The organism is Nocardia sp. NPDC059154 (genome assembly GCF_042755705.1).
Lineage (GTDB): Bacteria > Actinomycetota > Actinomycetes > Mycobacteriales > Mycobacteriaceae > Nocardia.
This window is the reverse complement of sequence record NZ_JBHZCS010000007.1, coordinates 72299-96839: the sequence shown is the minus strand read 5'-3', so window position 1 is coordinate 96839 and position 24541 is coordinate 72299. Positions and strand designations below refer to the sequence as shown.

21 protein-coding genes are annotated in these 24541 nt (G+C 69.0%); 7 read left to right on the top strand and 14 right to left on the bottom strand.

What is annotated here, in order from left to right; genetic code table 11:
- Positions 1 to 40: 40 nt before the first annotated feature.
- Complete coding sequence (locus tag ACFXN1_RS08850; protein WP_379435808.1) at positions 41 to 1642, top strand: cellulase family glycosylhydrolase; 1602 nt, start codon at positions 41 to 43, stop codon at positions 1640 to 1642.
- A gap of 322 nt (positions 1643 to 1964) precedes the next feature.
- The gene (locus tag ACFXN1_RS08845) at positions 1965 to 2495 is read left to right on the top strand and encodes a hypothetical protein (protein ID WP_379435810.1); all 531 of its coding nucleotides are present in this window, start codon (positions 1965 to 1967) and stop codon (positions 2493 to 2495) included.
- Between the two features lie 93 nt (positions 2496 to 2588).
- Here ACFXN1_RS08845 and ACFXN1_RS08840 read toward each other — a convergent pair whose 3' ends face one another.
- From ACFXN1_RS08840 to ACFXN1_RS08825, 4 genes are all read right to left on the bottom strand, one after another.
- Entirely contained in the window at positions 2589 to 4859 is a 2271-nt protein-coding gene (locus ACFXN1_RS08840) for a helicase-associated domain-containing protein (protein ID WP_379435865.1), read from the bottom strand.
- Between the two features lie 296 nt (positions 4860 to 5155).
- The gene (locus ACFXN1_RS08835; protein WP_356999003.1) at positions 5156 to 5344 is read right to left on the bottom strand and encodes a hypothetical protein; all 189 of its coding nucleotides are present in this window, start codon (positions 5342 to 5344) and stop codon (positions 5156 to 5158) included.
- Positions 5345 to 5490: 146 nt separating this feature from the next.
- Complete coding sequence (locus tag ACFXN1_RS08830; RefSeq protein ID WP_379397895.1) at positions 5491 to 6123, bottom strand: transglycosylase family protein; 633 nt, start codon at positions 6121 to 6123, stop codon at positions 5491 to 5493.
- A 443-nt stretch (positions 6124 to 6566) separates the two neighbouring features.
- A complete protein-coding gene (locus tag ACFXN1_RS08825) occupies positions 6567 to 6797 on the bottom strand; it encodes a hypothetical protein (RefSeq protein ID WP_354830880.1) in 231 nt (76 codons plus the stop codon).
- A gap of 182 nt (positions 6798 to 6979) precedes the next feature.
- Between ACFXN1_RS08825 and ACFXN1_RS08820 the strand changes: the two genes are divergently transcribed.
- Positions 6980 to 7423 carry a cold-shock protein gene (locus tag ACFXN1_RS08820; protein ID WP_364606729.1) on the top strand — a complete coding sequence of 148 codons (444 nt, stop codon included), beginning with the start codon at positions 6980 to 6982 and terminating at the stop codon, positions 7421 to 7423.
- Between the two features lie 74 nt (positions 7424 to 7497).
- Here the strand turns inward: ACFXN1_RS08820 and ACFXN1_RS08815 are convergent, their stop codons facing one another.
- From ACFXN1_RS08815 to ACFXN1_RS08805, 3 genes are all read right to left on the bottom strand, one after another.
- Positions 7498 to 8091, bottom strand: coding sequence for a DUF2771 family protein (locus ACFXN1_RS08815; protein WP_379397893.1), 594 nt, complete (start codon positions 8089 to 8091; stop codon positions 7498 to 7500).
- Between the two features lie 16 nt (positions 8092 to 8107).
- Positions 8108 to 10081 (bottom strand): MFS transporter, encoded by a 1974-nt coding sequence (locus tag ACFXN1_RS08810; protein WP_379435811.1) that lies wholly within the window; start codon positions 10079 to 10081, stop codon positions 8108 to 8110.
- A 153-nt stretch (positions 10082 to 10234) separates the two neighbouring features.
- Positions 10235 to 11029: a glutaminyl-peptide cyclotransferase gene (locus tag ACFXN1_RS08805; protein ID WP_379435813.1), complete on the bottom strand. Its 795-nt coding sequence runs from the start codon at positions 11027 to 11029 to the stop codon at positions 10235 to 10237.
- A 17-nt stretch (positions 11030 to 11046) separates the two neighbouring features.
- Here ACFXN1_RS08805 and ACFXN1_RS08800 point away from each other — a divergent pair, with 17 nt between their 5' ends.
- Positions 11047 to 12429, top strand: a complete 1383-nt coding sequence (locus tag ACFXN1_RS08800; protein WP_379435814.1) for a DUF3027 domain-containing protein — start codon at positions 11047 to 11049, stop codon at positions 12427 to 12429.
- A 142-nt stretch (positions 12430 to 12571) separates the two neighbouring features.
- The gene (locus tag ACFXN1_RS08795; RefSeq protein ID WP_379435815.1) at positions 12572 to 15751 is read left to right on the top strand and encodes a sacsin N-terminal ATP-binding-like domain-containing protein; all 3180 of its coding nucleotides are present in this window, start codon (positions 12572 to 12574) and stop codon (positions 15749 to 15751) included.
- A gap of 129 nt (positions 15752 to 15880) precedes the next feature.
- On the opposite strand, the gene ACFXN1_RS08790 is transcribed toward ACFXN1_RS08795, so the two are convergent.
- Positions 15881 to 16495 carry a TetR/AcrR family transcriptional regulator gene (locus ACFXN1_RS08790; protein ID WP_379397885.1) on the bottom strand — a complete coding sequence of 205 codons (615 nt, stop codon included), beginning with the start codon at positions 16493 to 16495 and terminating at the stop codon, positions 15881 to 15883.
- Positions 16496 to 16628: 133 nt separating this feature from the next.
- Positions 16629 to 16871, bottom strand: coding sequence for a DUF2530 domain-containing protein (locus ACFXN1_RS08785; protein ID WP_379397883.1), 243 nt, complete (start codon positions 16869 to 16871; stop codon positions 16629 to 16631).
- 110 nt (positions 16872 to 16981) lie between these two features.
- On the opposite strand from ACFXN1_RS08785, the gene ACFXN1_RS08780 reads away from it, so the two are divergent.
- Positions 16982 to 17419: a MarR family transcriptional regulator gene (locus tag ACFXN1_RS08780; RefSeq protein WP_354830859.1), complete on the top strand. Its 438-nt coding sequence runs from the start codon at positions 16982 to 16984 to the stop codon at positions 17417 to 17419.
- A gap of 1 nt (position 17420) precedes the next feature.
- Here the strand turns inward: ACFXN1_RS08780 and ACFXN1_RS08775 are convergent, their stop codons facing one another.
- The 5 genes from ACFXN1_RS08775 to pdxH all read right to left on the bottom strand — a co-directional run bounded on the left by ACFXN1_RS08775 (position 17421) and on the right by pdxH (position 23159).
- Entirely contained in the window at positions 17421 to 17810 is a 390-nt protein-coding gene (locus tag ACFXN1_RS08775) for a YccF domain-containing protein (RefSeq protein WP_379398247.1), read from the bottom strand.
- 291 nt (positions 17811 to 18101) lie between these two features.
- Entirely contained in the window at positions 18102 to 19307 is a 1206-nt protein-coding gene (locus ACFXN1_RS08770; protein WP_379435817.1) for a GNAT family N-acetyltransferase, read from the bottom strand.
- 235 nt (positions 19308 to 19542) lie between these two features.
- Positions 19543 to 20856, bottom strand: a complete 1314-nt coding sequence (locus ACFXN1_RS08765; protein WP_379397879.1) for a citrate synthase — start codon at positions 20854 to 20856, stop codon at positions 19543 to 19545.
- Between the two features lie 187 nt (positions 20857 to 21043).
- A complete protein-coding gene (locus tag ACFXN1_RS08760; RefSeq protein WP_379435818.1) occupies positions 21044 to 22327 on the bottom strand; it encodes an MFS transporter in 1284 nt (427 codons plus the stop codon).
- Positions 22328 to 22433: 106 nt separating this feature from the next.
- A complete protein-coding gene (pdxH, locus tag ACFXN1_RS08755; protein WP_379435820.1) occupies positions 22434 to 23159 on the bottom strand; it encodes a pyridoxamine 5'-phosphate oxidase in 726 nt (241 codons plus the stop codon).
- Between the two features lie 100 nt (positions 23160 to 23259).
- Between pdxH and ACFXN1_RS08750 the strand changes: the two genes are divergently transcribed.
- The gene (locus ACFXN1_RS08750) at positions 23260 to 24402 is read left to right on the top strand and encodes a citrate synthase 2 (protein ID WP_354830844.1); all 1143 of its coding nucleotides are present in this window, start codon (positions 23260 to 23262) and stop codon (positions 24400 to 24402) included.
- Positions 24403 to 24541 lie beyond the last annotated feature (139 nt).

Here is a 24541-nt window from a genome sequence, read left to right as displayed (position 1 = left end):
ATGTCCATTTGGACGATTGACCTGAAAGAACTGAACAGCGATGCCGATACACAGCACCACCACGGCCCGGATCGGGCGCGGGCGCGCCGGACGCTGGATCCGCGGACTGCTCACCGCGGCACTGGCGGGTGCGCTGATCGCGCCCGCCGCCGTCGCCCAGGCCGCGCCCGCGGGCTCCGCGCTCGCGCGGCTCCACACCGACGGCGTGCGGTTCGTCGACGACAGCGGCCGCGTCGTCCTGCTGCACGGCGTCAACAATGTCGACAAGGAGCCGCCCTTCCTCGAACCCGGCGACGGCCTCACCGTCACCGCCGACGATGCGGCGCTGCTCGCGCGGCACGGCTTCGATACCGTGCGGCTCGGCGTCTCCTTCGACGCGCTCATGCCGACCAAGGGCGTGGTCGACACCGCCTACCTCGATCGCGTCGCCGGCGTGGTGGACACGTTGGCGCAGTACGGGATTCACACCCTGCTCGACAACCACCAGGACGGACTCTCGAACATCTGGGGCGGCAACGGCTTTCCCGAATGGGCCATCCACGCGCGGCCCAACGGCCTGGAGCCCAATATCGGCTTCCCGTTCTACTACCTGATGCCCAGCATGAACTCCGGTTGGGACGAGGTCTGGAACAACACCTACGGAGTGCTCGACTACCTGGGTGACGCGCTCGGGGCGCTCGCAGCGCGGGTGAGCGGGCACCCGGGCGCGCTCGGCATCGAATTGCTGAACGAGCCGTGGCCGGGTTCGGCCTTCCTGTCCTGTTTCCCGAACGGTTGTCCGGGCTTCGACGTCAAATACCAGGCGGCCATGCAGAAGCTGACCGATGCCGTGCGCGGCCGCAACGGCGACCTCATGGTGCTGTGGGAACCCAATGTCACCTGGAACGAGACCATGCCCACCAATCTGGGCAAGAATCCGCCGATCAGCGCGCCCGACATCGCCTTCGCGCCACACGACTACTGCATCCCGAGTCAGCTCGCCATCTATTCGGGGCTGCCCACCTTCCTGCGCGGTCTGTGCCCGGTGCAGCAGGCCAAGACCTGGAGCAATATCGACGCCTTCACCGCCCGCACCCAGTTGCCCACCCTGGTCACCGAATTCGGCGACGGCGACGCGTCCGTGCTGAGCAATACCCTCAGCCGCGCCGACGAGCGCTTCGTCAGCTGGCAGTACTGGACCTACACCTCGCGCTTCGGCGCGGGCGGGCCGAAGCCGGACCCGTTCCTCGGGGATGTCGGCAAGCAGCTGGTGCGGACCTATCCGCAGGCCACCGCGGGCACGCCGGGGCGGATGATCTTCGATCCCGACACCGGTGACTTCGCCTACCGGTACACCCCGCGCCCGGCGAGTGAGCCGACCGAGATCTATGTGTCGGATGTGCACTATCCGGACGGGTACGCGGTACGGGTCGACGGCGGCCATGTCACCTCCGCGGCGGGTGCCCGGGTGGTGACGGTGGAGGCGGACGCGTCGACGCCGGTGACCGTCTATGTCAACCGGCCGGGGTCGAAGGGTGCGACCGTGCCCAGCGGTCCGATCGGGACGGGTTCGGCGGACAGCGGTTCGGCGAGCGGCTCGGCCGACAGTGGTTCCGCGAGTGGCTCGGCGGGCACCGGATCGGGGACCGGTTCGGCACGCTGATGCGCGAAACCCGTTGATGTGCTTATGTAACGAGTCGAGGGTGGGGAGCGACACAGGGCGCAGGGACAATGTTGGACCTGCGCCCAGTTTGATCCGATCGAGAGGTATAGACCGTGAACGCCTTCAGCCTGCAATTGCTCAGTGCCCTCCCGACCATCCTCGTGAACCTCTCGTGGCTGGGCATGCGCGGGCTGTCCATGCTGCACTGAGAAATTCATGCGATTCTGATATAACCCCCATGTCGGATGCGCTCGCAGGCGGCACACAGGTATTCTCACCGCGTTCACAGCCGTGAATTGTTCGGTGAGAAAGGTTTTCGCTAGTGAAGTTCGCAGGAACGAGGACGCTGGTGCGCCTCGTACTCGCCCTCGTGGCGGTGGCCGTGGCCGTGCTGGCCGTTTCCGGCTGTTCGATGCTCCAGGACGCCAGCAAGTCCGACACCGCCAAGTCCAAGGTGGGCGACTGCATCAACGTCATCGAAGGCTCGGCCACCGACTCGAAGACGGCGCCCGTCGACTGCTCCGACCAGAAGGCGGTGTACAAGGTCGCGGCGGTCTACGACAAGAAGACCGACTGCAAGGAGGAGGAGACCTCCTACGAGGAGACCCTCAATGGCGGCACCACCGCGTTCCTGTGCCTGAGCCCGAACTTCAAGGAGGGTGCCTGCTACAACGAGAGCCCGTCCACCGGCTACAGGTACGTGGCGTGCACGGCCCCCGAGGCGTCCTTCAAGGTGCTCAAGCGGATCGAAGGCCAGGACGACGAATTCGCCTGTGACGCCAACACCGCCACCAGCTTCCGCATCGTTCACGACCCGAAGACCACGTTCTGCCTGGGCAGCCCGAAGGGGTAGCCCGGCACTCGGGACTTGCGGCCCGGTACGCGGACGACATGACGAATGTCGTTCGGGTACCGGGCTTTTCCTGTTCCAGGGCGACCGAGGCCGCTATTCGACCAGGGCGACCGACGCGATGCGGTGCAGCGTGAAGTGGCGGACGGCGCCGGTGACCGGATCCCGGGCATCGAGCTGGCCGCCGCCGACCTTGAGGGGTTCGACCACGCGCTGGGTGGCGACGCCCTGGGCGTCCACGTAACCGATGTGGACGGGGCGGCGGGTGCGGGCGGCCAGCTGCAGCAGGTTGAGGGTGGCGGCGGTGCTGGTGCGGGAGCCGTCGGAGCGCACCGCCTGGCCGGGGCGGACATTGGCGGCGCGTTCGCCCGCGCGGAGTTCGGCGACCAGGGATTCGAGCTGTTCGGTGCTCGGCGGGCTGGGCCGCCAGTTCGGGCGCTGCTGGCCCCGCGTGGACAGGCGGGCCCCGCGGGGTCGCAGGTCGACGATGGCGCCGGACGAATCCTCGCCCGCCGGGCTGAAACCGGCGGCGCGCAGCCGCTCCAGCACCTCGCCCAGCGGCGCCTGCGAGATGGCGACGGTCGGGGCCACGGCGCGCAGCGCGAGTTGGCCGGCCACGGGCGCGGCCAGCACCTCCGCCAGCAGCGTCGGGTCCTCACTGCGCAGGAAGCTCTGCGCCATGCCCGCGCGCAGGCGTCCGTGGCGGCGGGCCACATCGTCGATGAGATAGGTCAGTGACTGGGGGACCGGGGTGCGGGAGTGCATGGTGAACAGGTTGTGCAGTTCCGCGGCCGTCGCGCCCGCGTCCAGCGCCCGGCGCACCGAGGTCTCGCTGATGCGGTAAACCGTTGCGGCGCCCGCGGATTCGACATCGGCGACCATGGCGACCCGGTCCTGGAGTTCCGGGGTGAGCGGACCGGGCGCGATGACCGTCAGATCCGCCTGCACCAGGACGTGGTCCACCGGCTCCGGCAGCGCGATCGCCATCTCCGATTCGGCGTCCTCGGGACTGCCGTGCAGCAGGGTCCAGCCCGCCGAGCTGAGGGCCCCGCGCGCCACCAGCCCGAGCGCCTCGGCCTCGGCCAGCGTGTTCGCCACCGCCTCCAGCCGGTAGTGCCGGCGCCGGCGCGGTTGCCGCCAGGCCAGGATCCGGCCCAGGTCGGCGGCGGAGACCTCGGTGCCGGGCGGGAATTCGGCCAGCGCGCCCAGCACGGCGTGCCGGTCGCGGACGGCGTGCACATACCGCAGCTCCGCCGACAGCGCGGCCAGGGGCTTGTCATTGGCGTCGCGCAGCCCGATCATCCACGGGAACCGGTCCAGGTCCAGCCAGGCCTGCGCCAGCACCGTCCAGCGCCGCGGCGGCACCACCGCGAGCCAGGCGTCGGCGGTGGTGGTGGGCGCCCAGTAGTCCTCGGCCCCGTCGTCGGGCGCGGGCTCGGGACTGCCCTTGTCGATCAGCCGGGCCGCGGTGAGGACCTCGGCCAGCAGACCGACCCGGTTCTCCTCGATGCCGGTCTGCTTGGCGACGCGGCGCAGCTCCCGGACACCGAGACCGCCGGAGCGCAGCACCGGGGCGGGCGACCCACCCAGCGCGTCGAGCACGGCCGCACTGTGCCGCAGCAGTTCTCCCACCTCGCCCGCGGCCACCGCATTGATGTCGGCGGGGGCGTGTTTGGTCGAATCCGGGTGTGGCGGCACCAGCGCATGCGGATCACTGACCGGCTCGTTGCGCAGCACCTGCCCGACCGAGACCGGCAGCTCCACGGTCTCCTCGTCGATCCAGTTCAGCAGCCGGTGTGCCAGCAGCCGCTGCACCGGGCGCTCGGAGGGGGTGCCGGGCGCGGCATCGCGGGTGCGTCCGCGATGGCCGGTGCCGGCCAGCTTCTCCAGCAGAGCCCGCTCCTGCGGGGTGGACGCGGCCAGGGCCGCGGTGATCTCGGGTTCGGTGAGCGCGTCCGGCAGTTCGGTGGTGCTGCCCAGCGGCCACGGCAGCGCCTCCTGGGCGGCGGGGGTGACGCGCAGGGCGGTATCCGGGCCCCAGACGAGGGCGCGGGCGCGCAACTTCTGCAGCGCGGCATTGACGGTGGCCGCCGGAACCCGGTCCGACAGCAGCTTGCGCAGGGTCTTGGCGGGCAGCGGCACGCCGCGGCCACCGTCTCCGGCGCCTTGCACCACCAGGGTTTCGATGACGGCGAAATCGAGGGTGTCCAGCTCGTCGCCCGCGCGCAGCACCGAGGCGCGCTGTTCGGTCCGCGCGGCCAGCACGGCCATCGAACCGGGCAGGGGGACGGCCAGATCGGGCCGCAACTGCAGCAGCGTCACGAGATCAGCGTCGCTGCGCTTGGAAAGCCATTCGGCCAGAGTCATATCCGCGCGGGCGGCGGATTTCGCGGACTTGGCGGGGCTGGCGGCCGCGTCGGCGGTCGTGGCTGAGGTGGGGAGGTCGGTCACTTCACCCGATCCATCGGGCAGCCGGCATGTCGGGCAATGCGCGGACGAGGTTCATCGGGCACGGTGCGGACGCGGTTCAGCGGCCGCCGCGGCGACCAGGCGGTAGGTGGGGCTGTTGGCACTGTGCCCGCCCCGCGGGCCTGGGGTCGTATGCGCGGCGGCCGCCCGGGAACGAGCGCCGTTAACCGCATGGTTGTCGGTCGTACGTCGGATCAGCGGTTGACGATGGTGTGCGGGTGCACGTAGGGCAGCTGATCGGCCGGCAGCGGGAACTCGGTGTCCTCGCCGTAGGGGGACAGGCCACCGGAGCGGGTCGAGGAGAGTTCGGTGACCGCGTGATCGCCATTGGCCATGTCCGGCCAGCCATTGTCGACATAGGGTTTGTTCGATTTGTTCACCACGCGCTCATTCTGGCATGCGGCCATCGGGACCGCCCCCTCCGGCACCCCGAAGTTTGCCCCCGCCACGGCGTTCCGCCGGCAACCCCGGAAATCGCGAATGCCCCGCATCGGCATTGATGCGGGGCATTCCGAAGAGGGAACGGGTGCTACTGCGGCAGCAGGCCCTTGTTCGCCTCGAAGAAGTTCACGATGCCGGGGTCCAGCTTGGTGCCGTTGGCCTTGGTGGCATTGAGGAAATCCAGTGCGGGCTGCGGGATCTGGACGCCCTGCGACTGGGCGACCGCGATGGCGCGGTCCACGGCCTGGAAGACTTCCTGGGTGCCGTCGCTGCCGGCGCCGGGGCCCGCCTGCTGCGGGTTCCACTGCGGGGTGTCCGAGGTCGCGGGCGCGGGGGCGGTACGCGGCGTGGATCCGCTGGTCAGGCCGAGGCTCGAGGAGCAGGAGGGCCAGGCGCCCCAGCCCTGCGTGGCGAGCACCTTCTCGGCGACCGCGATCTGCTGCTCGCGGGTGGCCTGGTTGGCGGTGGCGGCGTATTCGCCGCCACCCGCTGCGTTCCAGGTGCCGGGCGAGAACTGCAGCCCACCCTGGAAACCGTTGCCGGTGTTGATGCCCCAGTTGCCGCCGGCTTCGCACTGTGCGAGGCGATCCCAGTCGGAGTCGGGTGCCGCGCTGGCGTTACCCGCCATGGCCACTCCGGCGCCGCCGAGAGCGATGCCCGTCAGGGCAACCTTGGCGACAGTGCGGCCGGTGTTGGTCGGCTTGCGATGGCGTCCACTCATTTTCGGGTCTTTCCTCTCGTACGCGCCTGCGAGGCCGACTACCGGGGTCGAACTGAGAGGTCGTCCGGCCCGGCGCACTGGATGTGCGCTGTTCCTCGTCTTCGCCCCTTTTCTCCAGTTGGGGGTCCGGTACCCGCGGGGCGAAGTTCGGTGCGGCGGGCCGGTGGCGCCGGGCTGACCCGGCGAGGAAGACACTACGACGACCGCCGCCAAAAATCACCATTTGGTAACCGACGTGTCTGTCCGGGTCACTAACCGGCGCAAGAGGTTCCGGATGGCTTCTGTGCAGGTGGTCACGGCGAGTCCCCGCCGATAGGGGTCTGTCACCGCTCTGTGACCTCCTCGTTATGTGACGAAGATCACACGCATGCCCGGGTAACGAACTGGGCAATCTCCGTGTCGTCGCCCGCGTGTCGGCCGAGTCCCGATCCTGACCCGGACGGTCAGCGGGACCGGCGGCCCGACCAGAGCGCGTAGACCACCGAGAGCAGGAAACCCAGCGGCGCGCACATGGCGAGCAGATACAGCCACAGACCCGGCTTCGCATCGGTCAGCAGATGCACGCCGAAGATCGCGAACACCGCCAGCAATCCAATCGCGAACAGGCCCAAGGCGATATACAGCAGCCAGCTCGCGGAACCGCGAGGGGCCTGCTTGGAAGAAGTGTCGGACACCTCTGAACCGTAAAACTGATGTGCTTGCGCTATTCGCACCGGGGTAGACTCAGTGTCAGTCGCGTCCTGCATAGCTGTGTGGGGCGCGTTCTTTTCGCAAACGGAAAGGTCGCCGGCTCATGCGTCCGGCGACCACGAATGTGCCCGGCTGCCCGGGCTTGAATGACGAACGGGTGAGCGCAGTGCCGACCGGCAAGGTGAAGTGGTACGACGTCGAAAAGGGCTTCGGCTTCCTTTCCCAGGATGAGGGCGAGGACGTCTATGTTCGATCGTCGGCGCTGCCCGATGGCGTGGAGGCCCTCAAACCGGGCCAGCGCGTGGAATTCGGAATGGCGGCGGGTCGCCGTGGCCCGCAGGCGCTTTCGCTGAAGCTGCTGGAGACCCCGTCCCTGCGCGAGGAGCGCGGCGGCCGTGGCGAGCGCGGCGACCGTCGCGGCGGCGGGCGCAATGACGCCCCCATCAATCGCAAGAGCCCCGACGAGCTGCACGGCCTCATCGAGGACATGATCACGCTGCTGGAGACCAAGGTGCAGCCGGATCTGCGCCGCGGCAAGTACCCCGACCGCAAGACCGCCCAGCGCATCGCCGAAGTGGTGCGCGGCGTGGCGCGGGAGCTCGACCACTAGGTCGCGACGAGAAGCCAACGGGCCCCGGTGATTCCATCACCGGGGCCCGTTCCGTTGTTGCGGCAGGCGGGATCTCAGCTGAAGAGCGCGGGATCGAATGCGGGGGTGTGCAGCGCCCAGATCCCGCGGGAGATGACACCCTCGTTACCGTTCTCGTCACGGGCGGGTATCGGCAGGTGCAATTCCATGATGGCCAGGCGCACGTGCTCGGTCGGCGGGGTCTTGATGGTCAGGGTGAGCGGCTTGTCATATTTGGGATCCTTATCCCGCTCCGGCTTGCCCGACAGCCGCCAGGGCTGTTTGTAGGTCAGGACCTCCGCGTCGGCCTTGTTGTTCGGCAGGCGGTAGCCGATCAGCAGCTCCCACGGCGCGTCGGCGACCTCCTTGGGCAGCGAGATCTGCACCGTCGAGCCCGGGGGCACATCGAGATCGGAGACGGACTGGGTGGAATTGCACTTGCCGATCGCCAGCCGGTCCTTCGACACCTCGAGGTCGCAGTACAGGAACGGATTCACCGACACCGACTTCCCGTGCGCGTACGCGGTGATCTGCGGATCCGGCTTGGTGGTGTGGCGGGCGATGACGACGATCGCGGCGAAATAGGCCACTGCCACCACGACTAGAACCGCCAGCAGAGCGATGATCGTGCGGGCTTTGGGTTGGTTCACCGGGGCTTCCTGTCCGTCACTGGGTGGGTTCCCCCGCGCCGTGCGCGGCGGGGATCTCCTGCTTGGCGTGCTGAGGTCGGTTACCGCCCAAACCGGGCAGCAGCGAATGACCACGGTAGCTGACCACGGTTTGGATCAAGCCCAGCGCCATCACCGACGCGACCACGGTGAAGCCGATCCACCAGGTCGTCGGCAACAGGACACCCAGGGCGCCGCCGAACACCCAGGCCAGCTGCAGCACGGTCTCAGAGCGGCCGAAGCCGGAGGCGATGGACTCGATGGGGAGATCGTCCTGGATGGAGGCGTCGAGGGACACCTTCGCCAATGCGCTGGTCCCGGCCGCGATCAGGGTCGCCACGGCTGCGCCCAGCAGGTTGCCCATCACGGCCGCCGCCACCGCGGCGGCGACACAGGCGATGGCGCAACTCAACACGATCAATTGCGGGCGGCCCAGTTTCATGCGGGCGCCGGTCGCGTTGCCGGTGAAATTGCCGATCGCCGCGGCCGCGCCGATGACGCCCAGCATGGCCAGCTGCTGGACCGGCCGATGCTCGGTGGCCTTGGCCACGAAGGCCGGATAGAAGAAGAGGAACCCGGTCAGCAGGCGCACGGTGCTGTTGCCCCACAGGCCGGTCACCACCGAACGGCCAAGGGGCTGGCGACGTTTGCTCGGCTGCACCCGGTCGGCCTGGCTCGGATCGAGCACCTCGGTGCGGGAGTCGCCGCCGTGATAGCCGATGGTGGCCGGGACCTCGCCCTCGGTGACCTCCACCCAGGAGGGAATACGCAGGCTCAGGAACGCGCCCGCCGCCGCCAGTCCGGCCGCGAACAGCAGTGCGCCCGTGGAACCCCCGACCTTGGCGATCAGGGCTGCCACGCCGCCCGCGCCCAGCGTGCCGCCGACCAGGCCGAACACGGTGAGCCGGGAATTGGTGCGCACCAGGTCGATTCCAGGTGGCAGTACACGCGGGGTGACCGCGGACTTGAGCACCGAGAATGACTTGCTGAGGATCAGCATGCACAGGGCCAGCGGGTACAGCGCCCAGTTGTCGATATTGAAGATGAGTAGCCCGGCGATCAGCACACGCAGCGCGAACGAGCCCGCCAATGCCAACCGGCGGCCGCGTTGCAGCCGGTCCAGCATTGGGCCGATGACCGGTGCGATCACCGCGAACGGAGCGATGGTGATCAGCAGGTACAGCGCCACTTTGGTTTTGGATTCCGCCGTGGCACTGGCGAAGAAGAGCGTATTGGCCAGCGCCACCGCGATCGCCGCGTCGGTCGCGAAGTTGGCCATGGTGGCGTAGATGAGCGCGGTGAGACCCGACTCCTCAGCCCCGTCGGCCTTGGCGGCGCGCTGGAAGGTCGCGAAACCGCTCTGCGTCAACTCGATGCTGCGGCGTGCGGCGACCCGGGTGACGGTCAGTTTGCGGGGCGGCTTGTACAGCCCGCTGCTGTCCTGGGCATCGGGGTCGGCTTCGTGTGAAAACGATTGCGTGTGAGCCGTTTCCGGGTGCGGCGGTTCGGTGTGCGCGTGCCGCGTGTTGTCGGGGCGCGTCGGATAACCCTGATCGCGGTGTGCGGGCGAAGCGGATTCCGGCTCGGGTGATCGGGACGCGGACTCCGGGTCGTAGCGCACCCGCCGTGTGGTGCCGAAGTCGTGCGGCTGCTCCCACGCTTCCGGCTCGCTCGCAGTTCCCTTGGGCGACTGGGTTTCGTACGGCCGGGTCGGCGGGTTGTCCTTTGCCCTGTCATGCGTTTCGGCCTTGTCGTGGCGGCGGCGCGCCCAGCGTGACGTACGGCCCTCCGGTTCGCCACCTGAGCTGCGCGGAGATTCGCCGCGCGACCTCGATGGCGGGTCGGTGGGACGCGCGGACATACGCCGGGCCAGGAATTCCGGCACTTCGCTCTCGTCGCCGGGCGGGACGGGTCGGCGGCCCGCGCGGTTGGCGGGCGGATAGCGGTCGTACCCCGGGTGCCGTTCGATCATGGGAGAGTCCTCGTCGCCCCAGCGACCTGGGTCGGCACCGGGGTCACGGGGAGGAGTCACGCACCCAATTCTTGCAGTGCCGTCGGCCGGTGGCTGCACTACGGCCGGTGTGGGCCGCCACAAGTTCGGAGCGACCGGTCGCGATGGACCAGATCAGGCGGGGACGAAACGCACTTCATAGGACGTCGGCCACTTCTTGCCGGTGAGGAGGAAGTGGTCGGTGCCGGGGAGGTGGGCGATGCCGTTGAGGACATCGGTGTCGGGGGTGCGGGCGCTGCGGGGGAGCAGGCCGGAGGCGTCGATCGCGGCGAGGACCTCGCCGGTGCCCGGATCGATGCGCAGGATGGTGTTCGTCGGCCAGGTGTTGGCGTAGACGGAACCGTCGGGGGCGCAATCCAGTTCGTTGAGCTCGGCATCCTTGTAGCTGGTCAGCGCCACGCTCCCGGTGATCGCGAAGGTCTGTGGATCGCGGAAGGTGAGGGTCGAGCTGCCATTGCTCATCAGCACGCGATCGTCCCGGGTGCACAGGCCCCAGCCCTCGCCGTCGAAATGCGTGGTGCGCAGTTCCGCGAGGGTGCCCGGGTCGCGGGCGATCGCCACGCCGTTCTTGTAGGTGAGCTGCCACAGCACGTCGCCGGCCCGGGTGATGCCCTCGCCGAACAGGGGCGCGGGCAGGTCGGCGCGGGCGAGTTCGGCGCCGGTGTTCAGGTCCGTGGCCCGGATCGAGGAATGGCCGGCGAGTCCGGTGCCCTCGTAGAGAACCGACCCGTCGACCTCCAAGCCCTCGGTGAACGCGCCCGGGTCGTGCGGCCGCGTGGCGACCACCTCGACCCGCAGCTTCGGCGTGTTGTCGCTGCTGGTGCAGCCGGTCGCGGTCGCAGCCAGGGCCAGGGCCGTGGACAGCGTGATCGTGGCGGCCGCTACCGGTGCACGGCGTTTGCGCTCCATACGGCAAAATGTAGGGCGTGAGCGCGGTTGGAGTTTCGGAGTCCGGTATGCGGCCGATCCTGGCGGAGGCGGTCGAGCTGGCCCGCCGTGCGCTCCTGGACCTGGAACCGGTCGGGGTGGGCGCGCATCTGGGCGTGACCGGCGAGGACGAATCCTCGGCCACCCATCACTTCGAGGCGACGCTGCCCGGCTATCGCGGCTGGCAGTGGGCGGTCGTGGTGGCCGCGCCGCCGGAGGCGACCACCGCCACGGTGAGCGAGTCGGCCCTGCTGCCCGGGCCGGACGCGCTGGTGGCGCCCGACTTCATCCCGTGGGATCAGCGCATCCGCCCCGGCGATCTCGCGCCCGGCGATCTGCTGGCCCCGCCGCTCGGCGACCCGCGCCTGGTGCCCGGCTATATCGCCACCGGTGACCCGGCCGTCGACGAGGTCGCCCTCGAGATCGGGCTCGGCCGCACCCAGGTGCTCTCCCGCGAGGGTCGCGAGGAGGCCTCCTACCGCTGGTTCTCCGAATACGGCCCCGACACCGACATGGCCCGCGCCGCCCCGTCCACCTGCGGCCGCTGCGCCTTCTTCGTTCCGATGGCCGGCGCCCTGGGCGCTGCGTTCGGCGTCTGCGCCAATGCCATGGGCGCCGACGGCCATGTGGTCCACGTCGCCTACGGCTGCGGGGCCCACTCCGACGTCGAACTCCCCACCGGCAGCGGCTCTCCCCTCTACGAGGCCTACGACGACGCCGCCGTGGACCTGTTCCCCACCGCCGACCTCCGCAACGGAACCGGTGCGCTGGAAGCGGAATCCGCCAAGAACGGCGAAGTAGACGGATCCGGCACGGTAGCGGGTGCGGAAGCGCCTGCGAGCGACGCTGATTCGACGCCCACCGTGACGGACGCCGACGCGACCACCGATGCCGCCACGACCGACGCTGACTCCGACGCGATCGCTGACGCCGCCGCTGAGTTCGCCGCGACTGCTGACGCTGCCGCGACGACCGAGGCCGCGGAGGCCGAACTTGCCGCTGTGGCCGAGGTGGAATCGGGCGATGCGGACGAATCTGGCGCGGTTCGGACTGCGGAGACCGACACGGTCGCCGCGGACACGAGCGTTGCGGCTGACGCTGATTCGGCGACGGGCCTGACTGATGCCGCGGATGTGCAGGCGGGTGTGGTCGATGCGGACGTCGAGGTCGCCGCTGTTTCGGTGGTGCCCGAGAGCGGCGAGGCCGCAGGACCGTCCGAGAACGCCGAGGCTGCCGGAGCGTCCGAGAAGTCGGTGGCCGCGGACGATTCCGGCGCGGCCGGGTTGTTCGAGGTGCGCGATCCGGATGCGGTGTACGACGATGCGTGGGCCGTGGATGCGGTGCGGGTGGAGCCCGAGACCGGTTCGGCCGAGTCGCGCTGAGGCGCTCGCCCGGATAGGTTGTAGCGCCGCCGGATTCCCGGCGGCGGGTGCGGTTTTCGATGGATCGCGCCGTAGTCCTGTGAAATACCCGGATGCTTGGCTCTGGCGTGCCATCAACGGTTGTGCGGAAGGGGTGTAGGGCGTGGTCGCGACCGATGCGGGGGATCCCTTCGGGACGGCGGAACTGCGGGCCGGGGTGGTGGCCGCCTGGCGCGGGTCGCCCACCCGGTTGCGGGAGGACGCCGCCACGGAGGCGGACCTGGTCCGGGCCGGATACCGGGACCGGCTGCTGACCGAGCTGGCGCAGAACGCCGCCGACGCGGCCGCCAAGGCGGGCGTCGACGGGCGGATCGCGGTGTGGCTGGACGGCCGCACCCTGCATGTGGCCAATACCGGTGCACCGCTGGATGTTTCGGGCGTGCACGCGCTCACCGCACTGCGGGCTTCGGGGAAGACGGACGCCGCGGCCGTCGGGCAGTTCGGCGTGGGATTCACCGCCGTGCTGACGGTGTCGGACGAGGTGGAGTTCCGTTCGACCGGCGGCTCGGTGCGGTTCTCACGGGCCGAGACCTGGGCGCTGCTCGGCGCGCAGGGCATCGAGATCCCGCAGACGCCGGACGATTTCGAGCCGCCCGCGCTGCGACTGGCCTGGGCCACCGCGGAGCAGCCCGTGAACGGCTTCGACAGTGAGATCGTGCTGCGGTTGCGCGAGCACGTGGATACCGTCGCCCTGCTCACGGAGATGCGGTCGGAGGCGGCCGATCTGCTGCTGGAACTGCCCGCGCTGCACGCCATCCGGATCGGTGACGACGAGATCGCCAGTGCCGAGCGGGAACTCGGTGACGGCCTCACGGAACTGCGGGTCACCGGCCCGAATTCCGATGAGCGCGTGTGGTGGCAGTACCGCACCGAGCGCGCCCGCTGGCTGCTGCCGGTGCGCGACGGCCGCCCGATCGCCGCCCGCCCCGATGTGCTGCGCGCACCCACCCGTTCCGACGAGGAGCTGTCCATTCCGGCCCTGCTCATCGCCGACATCTCCATGCAGCCGGACCGCCGCCGCCTGCTCCCCGGTGCGCACCTGACCGCGCTGGCCGCCGGTTACGCCGCGTTCGCGCGCGCCCTGCCGCCGCGCGACCGCCTGGTCCTGGTCCCCACTCCCGGCTTCGCCCGCAGCGAGGCGGACGGCCTGCTCCGCGAGGCCCTGATCGCCGAGCTCCGCGACAACGAGTGGCTTCCGGTCCTCGCCGGTCGTCCGGAACGCGCTGCCGAATACGCCCCGGTGCCAGAAGAATTCGACGCCGCGTTCGGCGAGACGACAGTCGGCAGTGGTACCGAGGCCGATGAGGTGCGGGCATCGGGCGATCCCGATACCGCGGCCGCGCTCGAACTGGCCGCCGCGCCGGACGTCGACTCGGCCGCCGCGCCGACCGCCAAGGCGAGCGCGGTATGGGAGCAGGAAACCCTGCCGCTGTGGGATCTTCCGGCCCAGGACGAGGCGCCCGGCGACACGGTCGAACCCCACGACGCCATCGGACCGCACGATGTGGTCGCGACCTTCGACTCGACCGAGTTCGAGGAACCATCCCCGGTGGACCTGGGGATGGTTGTGGATGAATCGGCGATCACCGAAACCCCGGGCGCGGATTCGCGGGCGAATGTCGCCTCGCCGCGCCGGGCCACCGTATTCACCGGTGCGACAGTGGAATTGGCCGATCTGCTGGCGGACATGGCCGGCCCGCTGGTGATTCCGGAGCTGTCCGGCCGCATGTACGCCGATGCCCTCGCCGTGCTGGATGTGCACCGGATCGGCCTGGCGCGGATCGCCGAGCTGTCGAGCAGCCTGGAACGTGACCCGCAGTGGTGGTATTCGCTCTACGACGCTCTGGAGCCGTTCGCGGTGGATCCGCTGGCGGTGGAGGAACTGGGCGCGCTGGCGGTGCCGCTGACCGATGGCCGCCTGGTGACCGGCCCGCGCACGGTGGTGCTGGATGACCGTCTGGAACAGGCGATTCCGGTGCACTGGGCACGTCTGGTGCACCCGGAGGCGGCACACGAGCTGCTGGGCCGGCTGGGTGCGCGCCCGGCCACGCCGGAGGATCTGCTCAATGACGCCGGGCTGCAGGCGGTGCTGGAGGACGATCCGAGCGATCCGGACACCGTCGACGCGGTGCTGAAGCTGGCAGCCACCACCCTGGCCGCGCCGGGTGTCCTCCCATCCTGGCTGGGCCTGGTCGAATTGCCCGATGTCGACGGCGAATCGACGCCGGCCGACGAACTGCTTCTGCCCGATGCGCCGCTGGCCCGCGTGCTCGTCGAGGATTCGCCCTTCACCACCGTGGACGCCGGCGTGCTCGAGCGCTACGGCCCGGAGGCCCTGCGCGCCATCGGTGTCGGCTGGAGCTTCACCCTGGTCGCCGAGTCGGATCCGACCGGCCCGGACCACCACCTCGACGACGAGGAGACCTGGTGGGAGGGTCTGGCCGAGGATCCGGCCGAACTGGTGGCCGTCCGCGACCTGGACCTGGTGGACGACGCCGAATGGCCGGAGGCGCTGCGGCTGTTGCTGTCCGATGAGACGACCCGCCGGCTGCTCGCGGACCGCGACGGCTACACGGCCTGGTGGCTGCGCCATCACGCCCACATCGACGGCATTCCGCTGGGCCTGCTGCGCCACCCGGACGACACCCTGTTCGCGGGTCTGCTCCCGCAGCTGCCGGGCTTCGACGCGAACGATCTGGCGGTGCTGCGCGGCGTGCTCGCCGACCCGGAGGTGCTCACCCCCGCGCTGGCCGAGGAACTCCTCGACGCCCTCGCCGATCCGGCGAGAATGCCCACCCCGGAATCGATTTCACAGACGTACCGGTATCTGGCCGAGGCGCTCGACGCGGGCCGCCTGGACACCGAGGATCTGGTGCTGCCGGGTCAGGTGCGCGCCCTCACCGGCGAGGTGATTCCGGCCGCGGACGCCCTGGTGCTGGATCGCCCGTGGCTGGGCCCGGCGCTGCCCGCCGACCGGCTGGTCGTGGGTGACCTGGCGTCGGCGCGCCCGCTGGCCACGCTGCTGGATCTGCCGCTGGCCTCGGAGGCGGTGACGGCGGAGGTGGTGAGCACCGGCCGGGAGACCAGCTGGACCGCCGAGCCGCTGGGCGTGCTGCTGCGCCTGCAGTTCGACTTGCCGCTGCCCGCAGGCGATCTCGTCGTGCACGACGAACTCCGGGTCCGGCTGACGGGTGCGTTCGAGGCCACGGTGACGGTCGCGTGGTGGCGGGAGGGCGATATCACCCACGTGCAGGCGCAGCCGCAGAACTTCTCGCGCCGCTGAGGATGCGTGCCGGCCCGAATGGCCGTGCGCGGGCCCGGCCTGGTTGAGATACACAGGCGGGCAGGCGAATTCGGGTCCGGCGCGGGCGGTGCTGCACAGTGCCCGCGCCGGAGCGGGGGGAGGCCCGGGTCAGGCCGCGTGGGCTGCCACGGTGGTGGCGAGGACATCCAATTGCTGACGGACAGCGGCGCTGTCGTTGTCGACCAGCCAGCGCAGCACGATGCCGTCGATGGCCGCCAGTATGAAACGGGACAGCGTGTCGACGGGAACGGTCCAGGAGGTGCCGGTGGCTTCGCGCGCGTGTTCGATGACGTCGGCGACCGTGGAGTCGTTGAAGGTGTACTGCTCGCGTGCGATGGCGAGTTTCGCGGGCGTCTGCTCGCCTTCGCGTAGGGCGTAGGTGGTGGTTTCGTAGGTGAGTAGTTGGCGCTCCGGAGTGGCTTCGATGTTGAGCCACATGAGTTCCAGACCGGCGCGCACCAATTGTTGCAGCGCTTCTTTTCCGGTTCCGACGTCCTGCCATACCGTTTCGTTGGCATCGACGGAATCGCGCAATTCCATCGAGAGCGCCTTGACCAGCTCGGTCATCAGCTGATCTTTGTTTTCGAAACAGTAATGCACCACACCGAGGGAAACACCGGCTGCCTGGGCAACATCGCGCGTGGTAACTCCTGCCACGCCCTTTTTTTCGGCAAGGCCGATGGCTGCCTCGATAAGGTGGGCCCGTCGTTCTTCGACGCTCAATCGGGAGGACACTCCAGGGAGTTAAGCCTCCGAGGCGCGTGCAGTCAATTCGCACGGTCCGCAAGTTCGTTTTGTCAGGCCCCTCTGGACGGGCGACCAGTCGCTTCTGGTGCTAATCCGGGCCCGGGGCCCGCTAATCCAGACCGAGTTGTGCGCCTTTGTCCCCGCGCCGCGCGCTCCGGCGCTGAATCGTGAAGATCGTGTAGCCGAGCAGACCCACCGCCAGACCCATCAGGCAGACCGGACGCGCGGTCGCCCACGCGTCGTTCGCCCACACCGCCACCGTCGCGATCAGGAAACCGATGGTGCCCACGGCCAGTACCGGGCGCGGATCGGTGAAGCGCGGGGGAATCTCCGGAACGGGCGGCGTGGTCACCCCACCAGACTAGAGGGCAGGGGCCGGTTCGGGTGGCGCGCCGGGGCGGCCGGCCCCCACGCACCGGAACAGCCGACTCCCGCGCGGGCGGTCCCGTATCGTTTGCCTCTGTGACAACGCCTTCCGACATTCGAGCGCTCGCCGGTGAACTTTCGCTGGCGGTAGTGCGCTTGACTCGGCATCTGCGAGGCCGGCGGGCCGATGCCCAGATTTCGCTGACCCAGCTGTCCGCGCTCGCCACGCTGAATCGGGAGGGCGCCATGACGCCGGGCACGCTGGCCGCCAAGGAGCGGGTGCAGCCGCCGTCGATGACCCGGGTCATCGCCTCGCTGTCGGAAATGGATCTGGTGGAACGCAATCCGCACCCCACCGACGGGCGGCAGATCATCGTGTCGCTGTCCGACGCCGGGCGGGCCCTGATCGCCGACGAGAACCAGGCCCGCGAGGCCTGGATGACCGATCAGCTGTCCCGGCTGTCCCCCGCCCAGGTCGGCGTGCTCGCCGAGGCGGTCGGGATCATGAAGCAGATCGTCGACGAATCCGAGTGATTCAGTAGCCGAAACGCCGGTCGCTGTCGACGATTTCGCGGCCCAGAGGGAACAGCGAGATCGGGATCAGCTTGAGATTGGCCCAGGCGAACGGGATCCCGATGATGGTGACGGCGAGGGCAATGCTGGTCATCAGGTGGCCCAGCGCCAGCCACCAGCCCGCCACGATGATCCAGACGATGTTGCCGAGCATCGAGCCCACGCCCGCGCTCGGCTTCTCCACCGCTTCCCGGCCGAAGGGCCAGAGCACGAAGTAGGCGATGCGGAAGGATGCGACGCCCCACGGGATGGTCACGATCAGCACGCAGCAGATCAGCCCGGCGACGACATAGCCGATGGCCATCCAGAATCCGACCAGCACGAGCCACAGGACGTTGAGTATCAACTGGATGGGTTTCACGTATCCCAGCATGCCAGCGTCCGGTGCTCACCCACCACCGGGAAAACCCTGAACTCGCCAAGGGTGACCCTCGTCCGAATTGGGTGAAATACCCCGAAAGGTGGGTTGAAGCATTGACCCGCCGTTAATGTCTCGCTATCTAGAGCTCATGCAGCTCTATTCATTCTTTCTGGCAAGAAAAGAATCGGGAGCGCATTTTGAGCAAATTGATGCGACTATCGGTGGCTCTGACGGCCCTGGCCTAGGCGGCCACCAGCACGCTCGTCGCGTGCAGCAGTCGACTCAGAAGAACCAGCCGAGTTCGGCGTCGCGTTCGGCGGCGAACGCCTCGTCGAATGCGCGCAGCACGGCCGCGTCCTTGGCCTGGATCCGGTTGGCGGCGGCGAAGACCCGGGCCCGGTACGCGCCGAAGTAGAGGCTGCCGAGTACATCGATGCCGAGCTCCAGATCCGGGGTGCGGCCGGTGGGCGCGCACTCGGCGATGCCGTCGCGCACCCGCAGCGCGAAGCTGCCGCCCGCGTCGCGGAACGGATCGTCCACGGACAGCACGACATCCAGATCCCGCTGGTAGGTGCGGGCGGTGAGAGCGGCGGGGACGTCCATGACCCGGGTCCACAGCGCGTCGTGGCGGCCGGTGACGCGCACCAGACGCGGATTCGTGACCAGGTAGGGGAGTGGATCGTTATCACTCAGCGTGGCCTCGACCGTGTCCACCAGATCCAGGCTCAGCAGCACCCGCCAGAGCGCGACATGGGCTTCCGCTGTGACAGCCCGCAATTCACGGACCGTGGCGGTGTTCTTGTCCCCGTGCCAGGCGCGCCGCAGGATGGCGTAGCCGTCCGGATGGATCAGGAAGAACTGCGGTGAGCTCTCCTCGCTCTGCACCACGTCGGCGAAGAACCGCTGCTGCCAGCGGGCTGCGGGCCGCGCCTGCGCGCCCGGGACCAGCCGCCGCCAGCGGTCGTAGATCTCGGGCAACCGGAGCTTCGCCTCTTCCGGGTCGGCGACGTGCACCCCTCCGGGATCCGGTGTGGTGGAACGGAATTCGGCGGTGCGCCCGCGCACGGATATCCCGTTCTCGACAATGGACGGGCCGTAGCCGAAGCGGCCGTAGATGGTGCCCTCACTGGCGGTGAAGATGGTGAGCGGTATGCCCTCGGCCTCGGTGCGCCGATGCTGCTCGGTGTAGAGCGCCCGCAGAATGCCGCGCCGCCGATGGGTGGGCGCGACCACGACGCTGCTGACGCCGCAGGCCTGCACGGTGCGCGCGCCGGGCACGGTGACGGTCATGGTGCGGTCGTTGGTGTGCCCGACGATGCGATCGCCGTCCACGGCCACCAGGGCCCGCTCGGTCGGAAAGACGTCGCCGCCGTATTCCAGATCGGCCGGGCCGACCCGCATCCCGAAGCAGATCTCCGAGAGCCGGATGATCTCCGCCCGCTCGTCCGCTCGCGCCGAACGCACGGTAATGCCATTCGTCGATGCCATACCCCGAACATCCCACGTATTACCGGGCCTCGCACCCGATTTTCTCCGGCGCCACCTGCCGCCCCCGCCGCGGCAGGTGACACCGGAGCTGAGATCGTTTCCCTCTCACGGGAACAAGATTGCCGTCGCACCCCAGCGAGATTCTCAACAAGACCTTGTGAACGAAAAACCCCGCCGCAACCATGCGTTGCGGCGGGGTTCGTCGGAAACCCTTCGGGCACAGGGCCCGTCGGGGTCAGCGACCGTTGATCTGCATGTAGTCGCGCTCGCCGTAGCCGGTGTAGATCTGGCGCGGACGGCCGATCTTCAGCGGCTCGCGGTGCATTTCGCGCCAGTGGGCGATCCAGCCCGGCAGGCGGCCCATGGCGAAGAGCACGGTGAACATGCGGGTCGGGAAGCCCATGGCCCGGTAGATGACGCCGGTGTAGAAGTCGACGTTCGGGTACAGGCGACGCTCGATGAAGTACTCATCGGTGAGGGCGGCCTCTTCGAGGGACTTGGCGATCTCGAGCAGCTGGTCGTCGCCGCCGATCTTGGCCAGGATGTTGTCCGCGACCTGCTTGACCAGGGTGGCGCGCGGGTCGTAGTTGCGGTAGACGCGGTGCCCGAAGCCCATGAGCTTCACGCCGTCTTCCTTGTTCTTGACCTTGCGGACGAACTCCTTGACGTCGCCGCCGCTGGCCTTGATGTCGTCCAGCATCTCCAGCACGGCCTGGTTGGCGCCGCCGTGCAGCGGGCCCCACAGCGCGTTGATGCCGCCGGAGACGGAGGTGAACAGGTTGGCGTCGGACGAACCCACCAGACGCACAGTCGAAGTCGAGCAGTTCTGCTCGTGGTCGGCGTGCAGGATGAGCAGCATGTCCAGCGCCGCGGCGATCTCCGGGTCGACCTCGTAGGGCTCGGCCGGGAAGCCGAAGGTCATCCGCAGGAAGTTCTCCACCAGCGACAGCGAGTTGTCCGGGTACAGGAACGGCTGGCCGACCGACTTCTTGTACGCGTAGGCCGCGATGGTCGGCAACTTGGCGAGCAGCCGGATGGTGGACAGCTCGACCTGCTCGGGGTCGCGCGGGTCCAGCGAGTCCTGGTAGTAGGCCGACAGCGCGTTGACCGCGGAGGACAGCACCGGCATCGGGTGCGCGTTGCGCGGGAAGCCGTCGAAGAACCGCTTCAGGTCCTCGTGCAGCAGGGTGTGCCGGCGGATCCGGTCGGTGAAGTCGTCGAGCTGGGCCTGGGTCGGCAGCTCGCCGTAGATCAGCAGGTAGCTGACCTCGATGAAGGTCGACTTACCGGCCAGCTGCTCGATCGGGTACCCGCGGTAGCGCAGGATGCCCGCCTCGCCGTCGATGTAGGTGATGGCCGACTTGGTCGAGGCGGTGTTCATGAAACCGGGGTCATAGGTGACGTACCCGGTGCTGGCGAGCAGCTTGCCCAGGTCGATCCCGTCATTGCCCTCGACAGCCTTGGCGACGGTCATCGGGTACTCGCCGCCCGGGTATTGCAGTACCGGCTTGGCGTCGTCGTCGACGTTGATGATGTTCTCAGCGGGCACGGAAGGATCCCTCTCAGGCTTGTAACCGTAGGCATCGGACACGGTCGGCGTGCGATGCGCTCGAGTCAACGCTAGCCGCTGTCCACTACGCCCGACCAATGAGGGTGGCTCTTTGCTACCTCACAGTCACATCGTTCGCAGGTGAGGAGAGCGGCGGTCATGTGCTATGAGCATGAACCCCGCGACATCACGCGAGCTGCACCTCCGAATACGCACGTGCCACCCGGTATCGAACGAACGCCGGAAACGCCACGGCCGCGATCATCATGCCGATCACGACCAGGACGCCACCGCCGGCCGCAGCCGTCGCGGTACCCACCGCCGCGGCCGCGAAACCGTGCGCAACATCACCGATGCGCGGTCCACCCGCCACGACGACGATGAAGACCCCTTGCAGTCGTCCGCGCATCTCGTCGGTCGCCACCGACTGCAGCATGGTGGTGCGCAGGGCCGCGGAGAACATGTCCACCGCCCCGCCGAAAGCCAGGCAGGCCAGCGCGATCCAGAGTGCGAGCGTCATGCTCAGCCCGTGCCCGACCAGGCCCACGGCCAGGCCGAACCCGACCATACCCAGCCCCCACAGCACGATGCAGACCACCACGGCCAGACCCTGCCGCCGCACCCGCGACAGCCAGCCGGAGAACACCCCGCCCAGCACCGCGCCCACCGACATGGCCGCGAACAGCAGGCCCAGTGCCGTTCCGCCGGAAGCGGTGTCGCCGAAGCTGTCCTGGGCGATCTGCGGGAACAGGGCGCGCGGCATGCCGAACACCATGGCCACCACGTCGACCGCGAACGAGGCCAGCAGGATGCGCTGGGTGGCCAGGTAGGCGAAACCGTCGAACACCTCGCGCAGGCCCGCGCGCCGGGTCTCGCCGTGCGGCGGGATGGGCGGCAGCTTCCAGGTGGCCCACAGCGTGGCCAGCAGCGCGATGGAGTCGATCAGATACAGCGTGGCCAGGCCCGCGAACGGAATCAGCATGCCCGCCAGCACGGGCCCGGCGATGGCGCCGAACTGCATGACCGTCATGCTCAGCGAATTGGCCGCGGGCAGCTGCTCGGGCGGCAGCAGCCGGGGGTAGATGGCGCTGCGGGCGGGCTGGTTCATGGCGAAGAACGCCTGCTGCACCGAGAACAGGATCAGCACCAGCCAGGCATTGTTCAGCCCGGCGGCGGCCTGCGCCCAGAAGGCCAGCGAGGTCAGGCCGGTGCCCGCACTGGTGACGAGCAGCATTTTGCGGCGGTCCATGGCGTCGGCGAGCGCGCCGCCCCAGAGGCCGAAGACGATGAGCGGGATGAGGCCGAACAGCCCGGCCAGGCCGACATACGAAGAGCTGTGGGTGATGTCGTAGAGCTGTTTGGGGACGGCAACGACGGACAGCTGCGCGCCGATCACGGTGACGATGCCGGTGGTCCAGAGCCTCCGGTAGTCGGGATTCCGTAATGGAGTTATGTCGGCGAGCAGCTTCACCGGCCCAACCTAGCGACGTCGAAGAGCGCTTGGGAAGGCATTTTGGGCCGATCATCCCATCATTTGAACGTGAGATATCCAACTCTTTCGGGCCGGCGAGGGTCGGTCAGGGTTGCAGGCGTTCGACTTTCATGACCGACACGTCGGTATTGCCCGGTTCGACGGTGACCCGGATGCGGTTGTGCATGCGGCTGCGGCGGCCCTGCCAGAACTCCACGGTCTCCGGCTGAATCTGGAAGCCGCCCCAGAACGGCGGCACCGGGATGTCGCCGACCTCGGCGAACCGGGCGGCCGTCGTCTCCATCTGCCGGTCCAGCTCGGCACGGGAGGCGATGGGCCGCGACTGCTCCGAGGCCCATGCTCCCAGCCGGGAACCGCGCGGACGGGACTGCCAGTACACCTCGGTGGCCTCGGCCGGGACCCGCCGCACCGGCCCGCGCACGGTGACCTGCCGGCCCATGGCGGGCCACACGAAAGTGGCCGAGGCATACGGGGTTCGGGTCAGCTGGCGGCCCTTGAACGATTCGTAATTCGTGTAAAAAGTCACACCTTCGGGAGAAAGCCCCTTGCACAGGACAGTTCGCGACGCGGGCCGCGGACCGGTTTCGGTGATCTCGACGGTGCTCAGCACCATCGAGTTCGGATCGGTCATGCCCGCGCTGGTCGCGTCCTCGATCCAGTTGCGCAGCAACGGCTCCCAGCCGTCGGACAGCCAGGTCTCGTCGAGGTCGGTTTCCGGGCCCGGATGGTTGTCGCCCTGATCGACTCCGTACTCGACCCGCAGGGCAGCCATGTCGACGTCGGGCGTGGCGAATTTCTCCTGGTCAACCATGGGGCAGACGTTACTCCGGAGTAATGCGGGGGTTAAGCTCCAGTTGATCGGCGTGGCTGCCCAAAGATCGGGCGCCCGACTTTGCAAGGAGAGTCACAACATGACTGCCAGCGCTGCGGTACCAAGCTCGGTCGTCCCCGACGGCTTCGTGAGCGGTCTCGAGGGAGTGGTGGCCTTCACCACCGATATCGCCGAACCCGACAAGGACGGCGGTGCACTGCGGTACCGCGGCGTCGACATCGAGGACCTCGTCGGCAACTCGGTCACCTTCGGCGACGTGTGGGCCCTGCTGGTCGACGGCGAATTCGGCCGCGGCCTACCGCCCGCCGAGCCGTTCCCGCTCCCCATCCACACCGGCGACGTGCGCGTCGACGTGCAGGCCGGCCTGGCCATGCTGGCCCCGATCTGGGGCTACGAGCCGCTGCTCGACATCGACGACGACACCGCCCGCGAGAACCTCGCCCGGGCCTCGGTCATGGCGCTGTCCTACGTCGCCCAGTCGGCGCGCGGCATCTACCAGCCGGCCGTGCCGCAGGCGAAGATCGACGAATCGGCCACCATTACCGAGCGGTTCATGACCCGCTGGAAGGGTGACCCGGACCCGCGCCACATCGAGGCCATCGACGCCTACTGGGTGTCGGCCGCCGAGCACGGCATGAACGCCTCCACCTTCACCGCACGCGTCATCGCCTCCACCGGCGCCGACGTGGCGGCCTCGCTGTCCGGCGCCATCGGCGCCATGTCCGGCCCGCTGCACGGTGGCGCCCCGGCCCGGGTGCTGCCCATGATCGAAGCCGTCGAGAAGACCGGCGACGCACGGGCTCTGGTCAAGGGCATCCTGGACCGCAAGGAGAAGCTGATGGGCTTCGGCCACCGGGTCTACCGGGCCGAGGACCCGCGCGCCCGCGTGCTGCGCGCCACCGCCAAGCGCCTCGACGCCCCGCGCTACGAGGTCGCCGCCGCCCTGGAGCAGGCCGCCCTGGCCGAGCTGCGCGAGCGCCGCCCCGACCGCGCCATCGAGACCAATGTCGAGTTCTGGGCCGCGGTGATCCTGGACTTCGCCGAGGTCCCGGCGCACATGATGCCCGCCATGTTCACCTGTGGCCGCACCGCCGGCTGGTGTGCCCACATCCTGGAGCAGAAGAAGCTGGGCAAGCTGGTCCGCCCGGCCGCCATCTACACCGGCCCGGCCCCGCGCAAGCCCGACGCCGTCCCGGGCTGGGATCTGGTGTCGCACAAGTAATCCGGTTCGAACACGACGGTGGCCCCCAACGAGAACCGCCGCGGGCCCACCTTTTTTCCCTCCCTCCCCCGGTCACCCCCCAACCCCAGGAAAACCCCCGCCCTCTCCCACGATGGGGCCCACAACCCTTTTCGCGCGA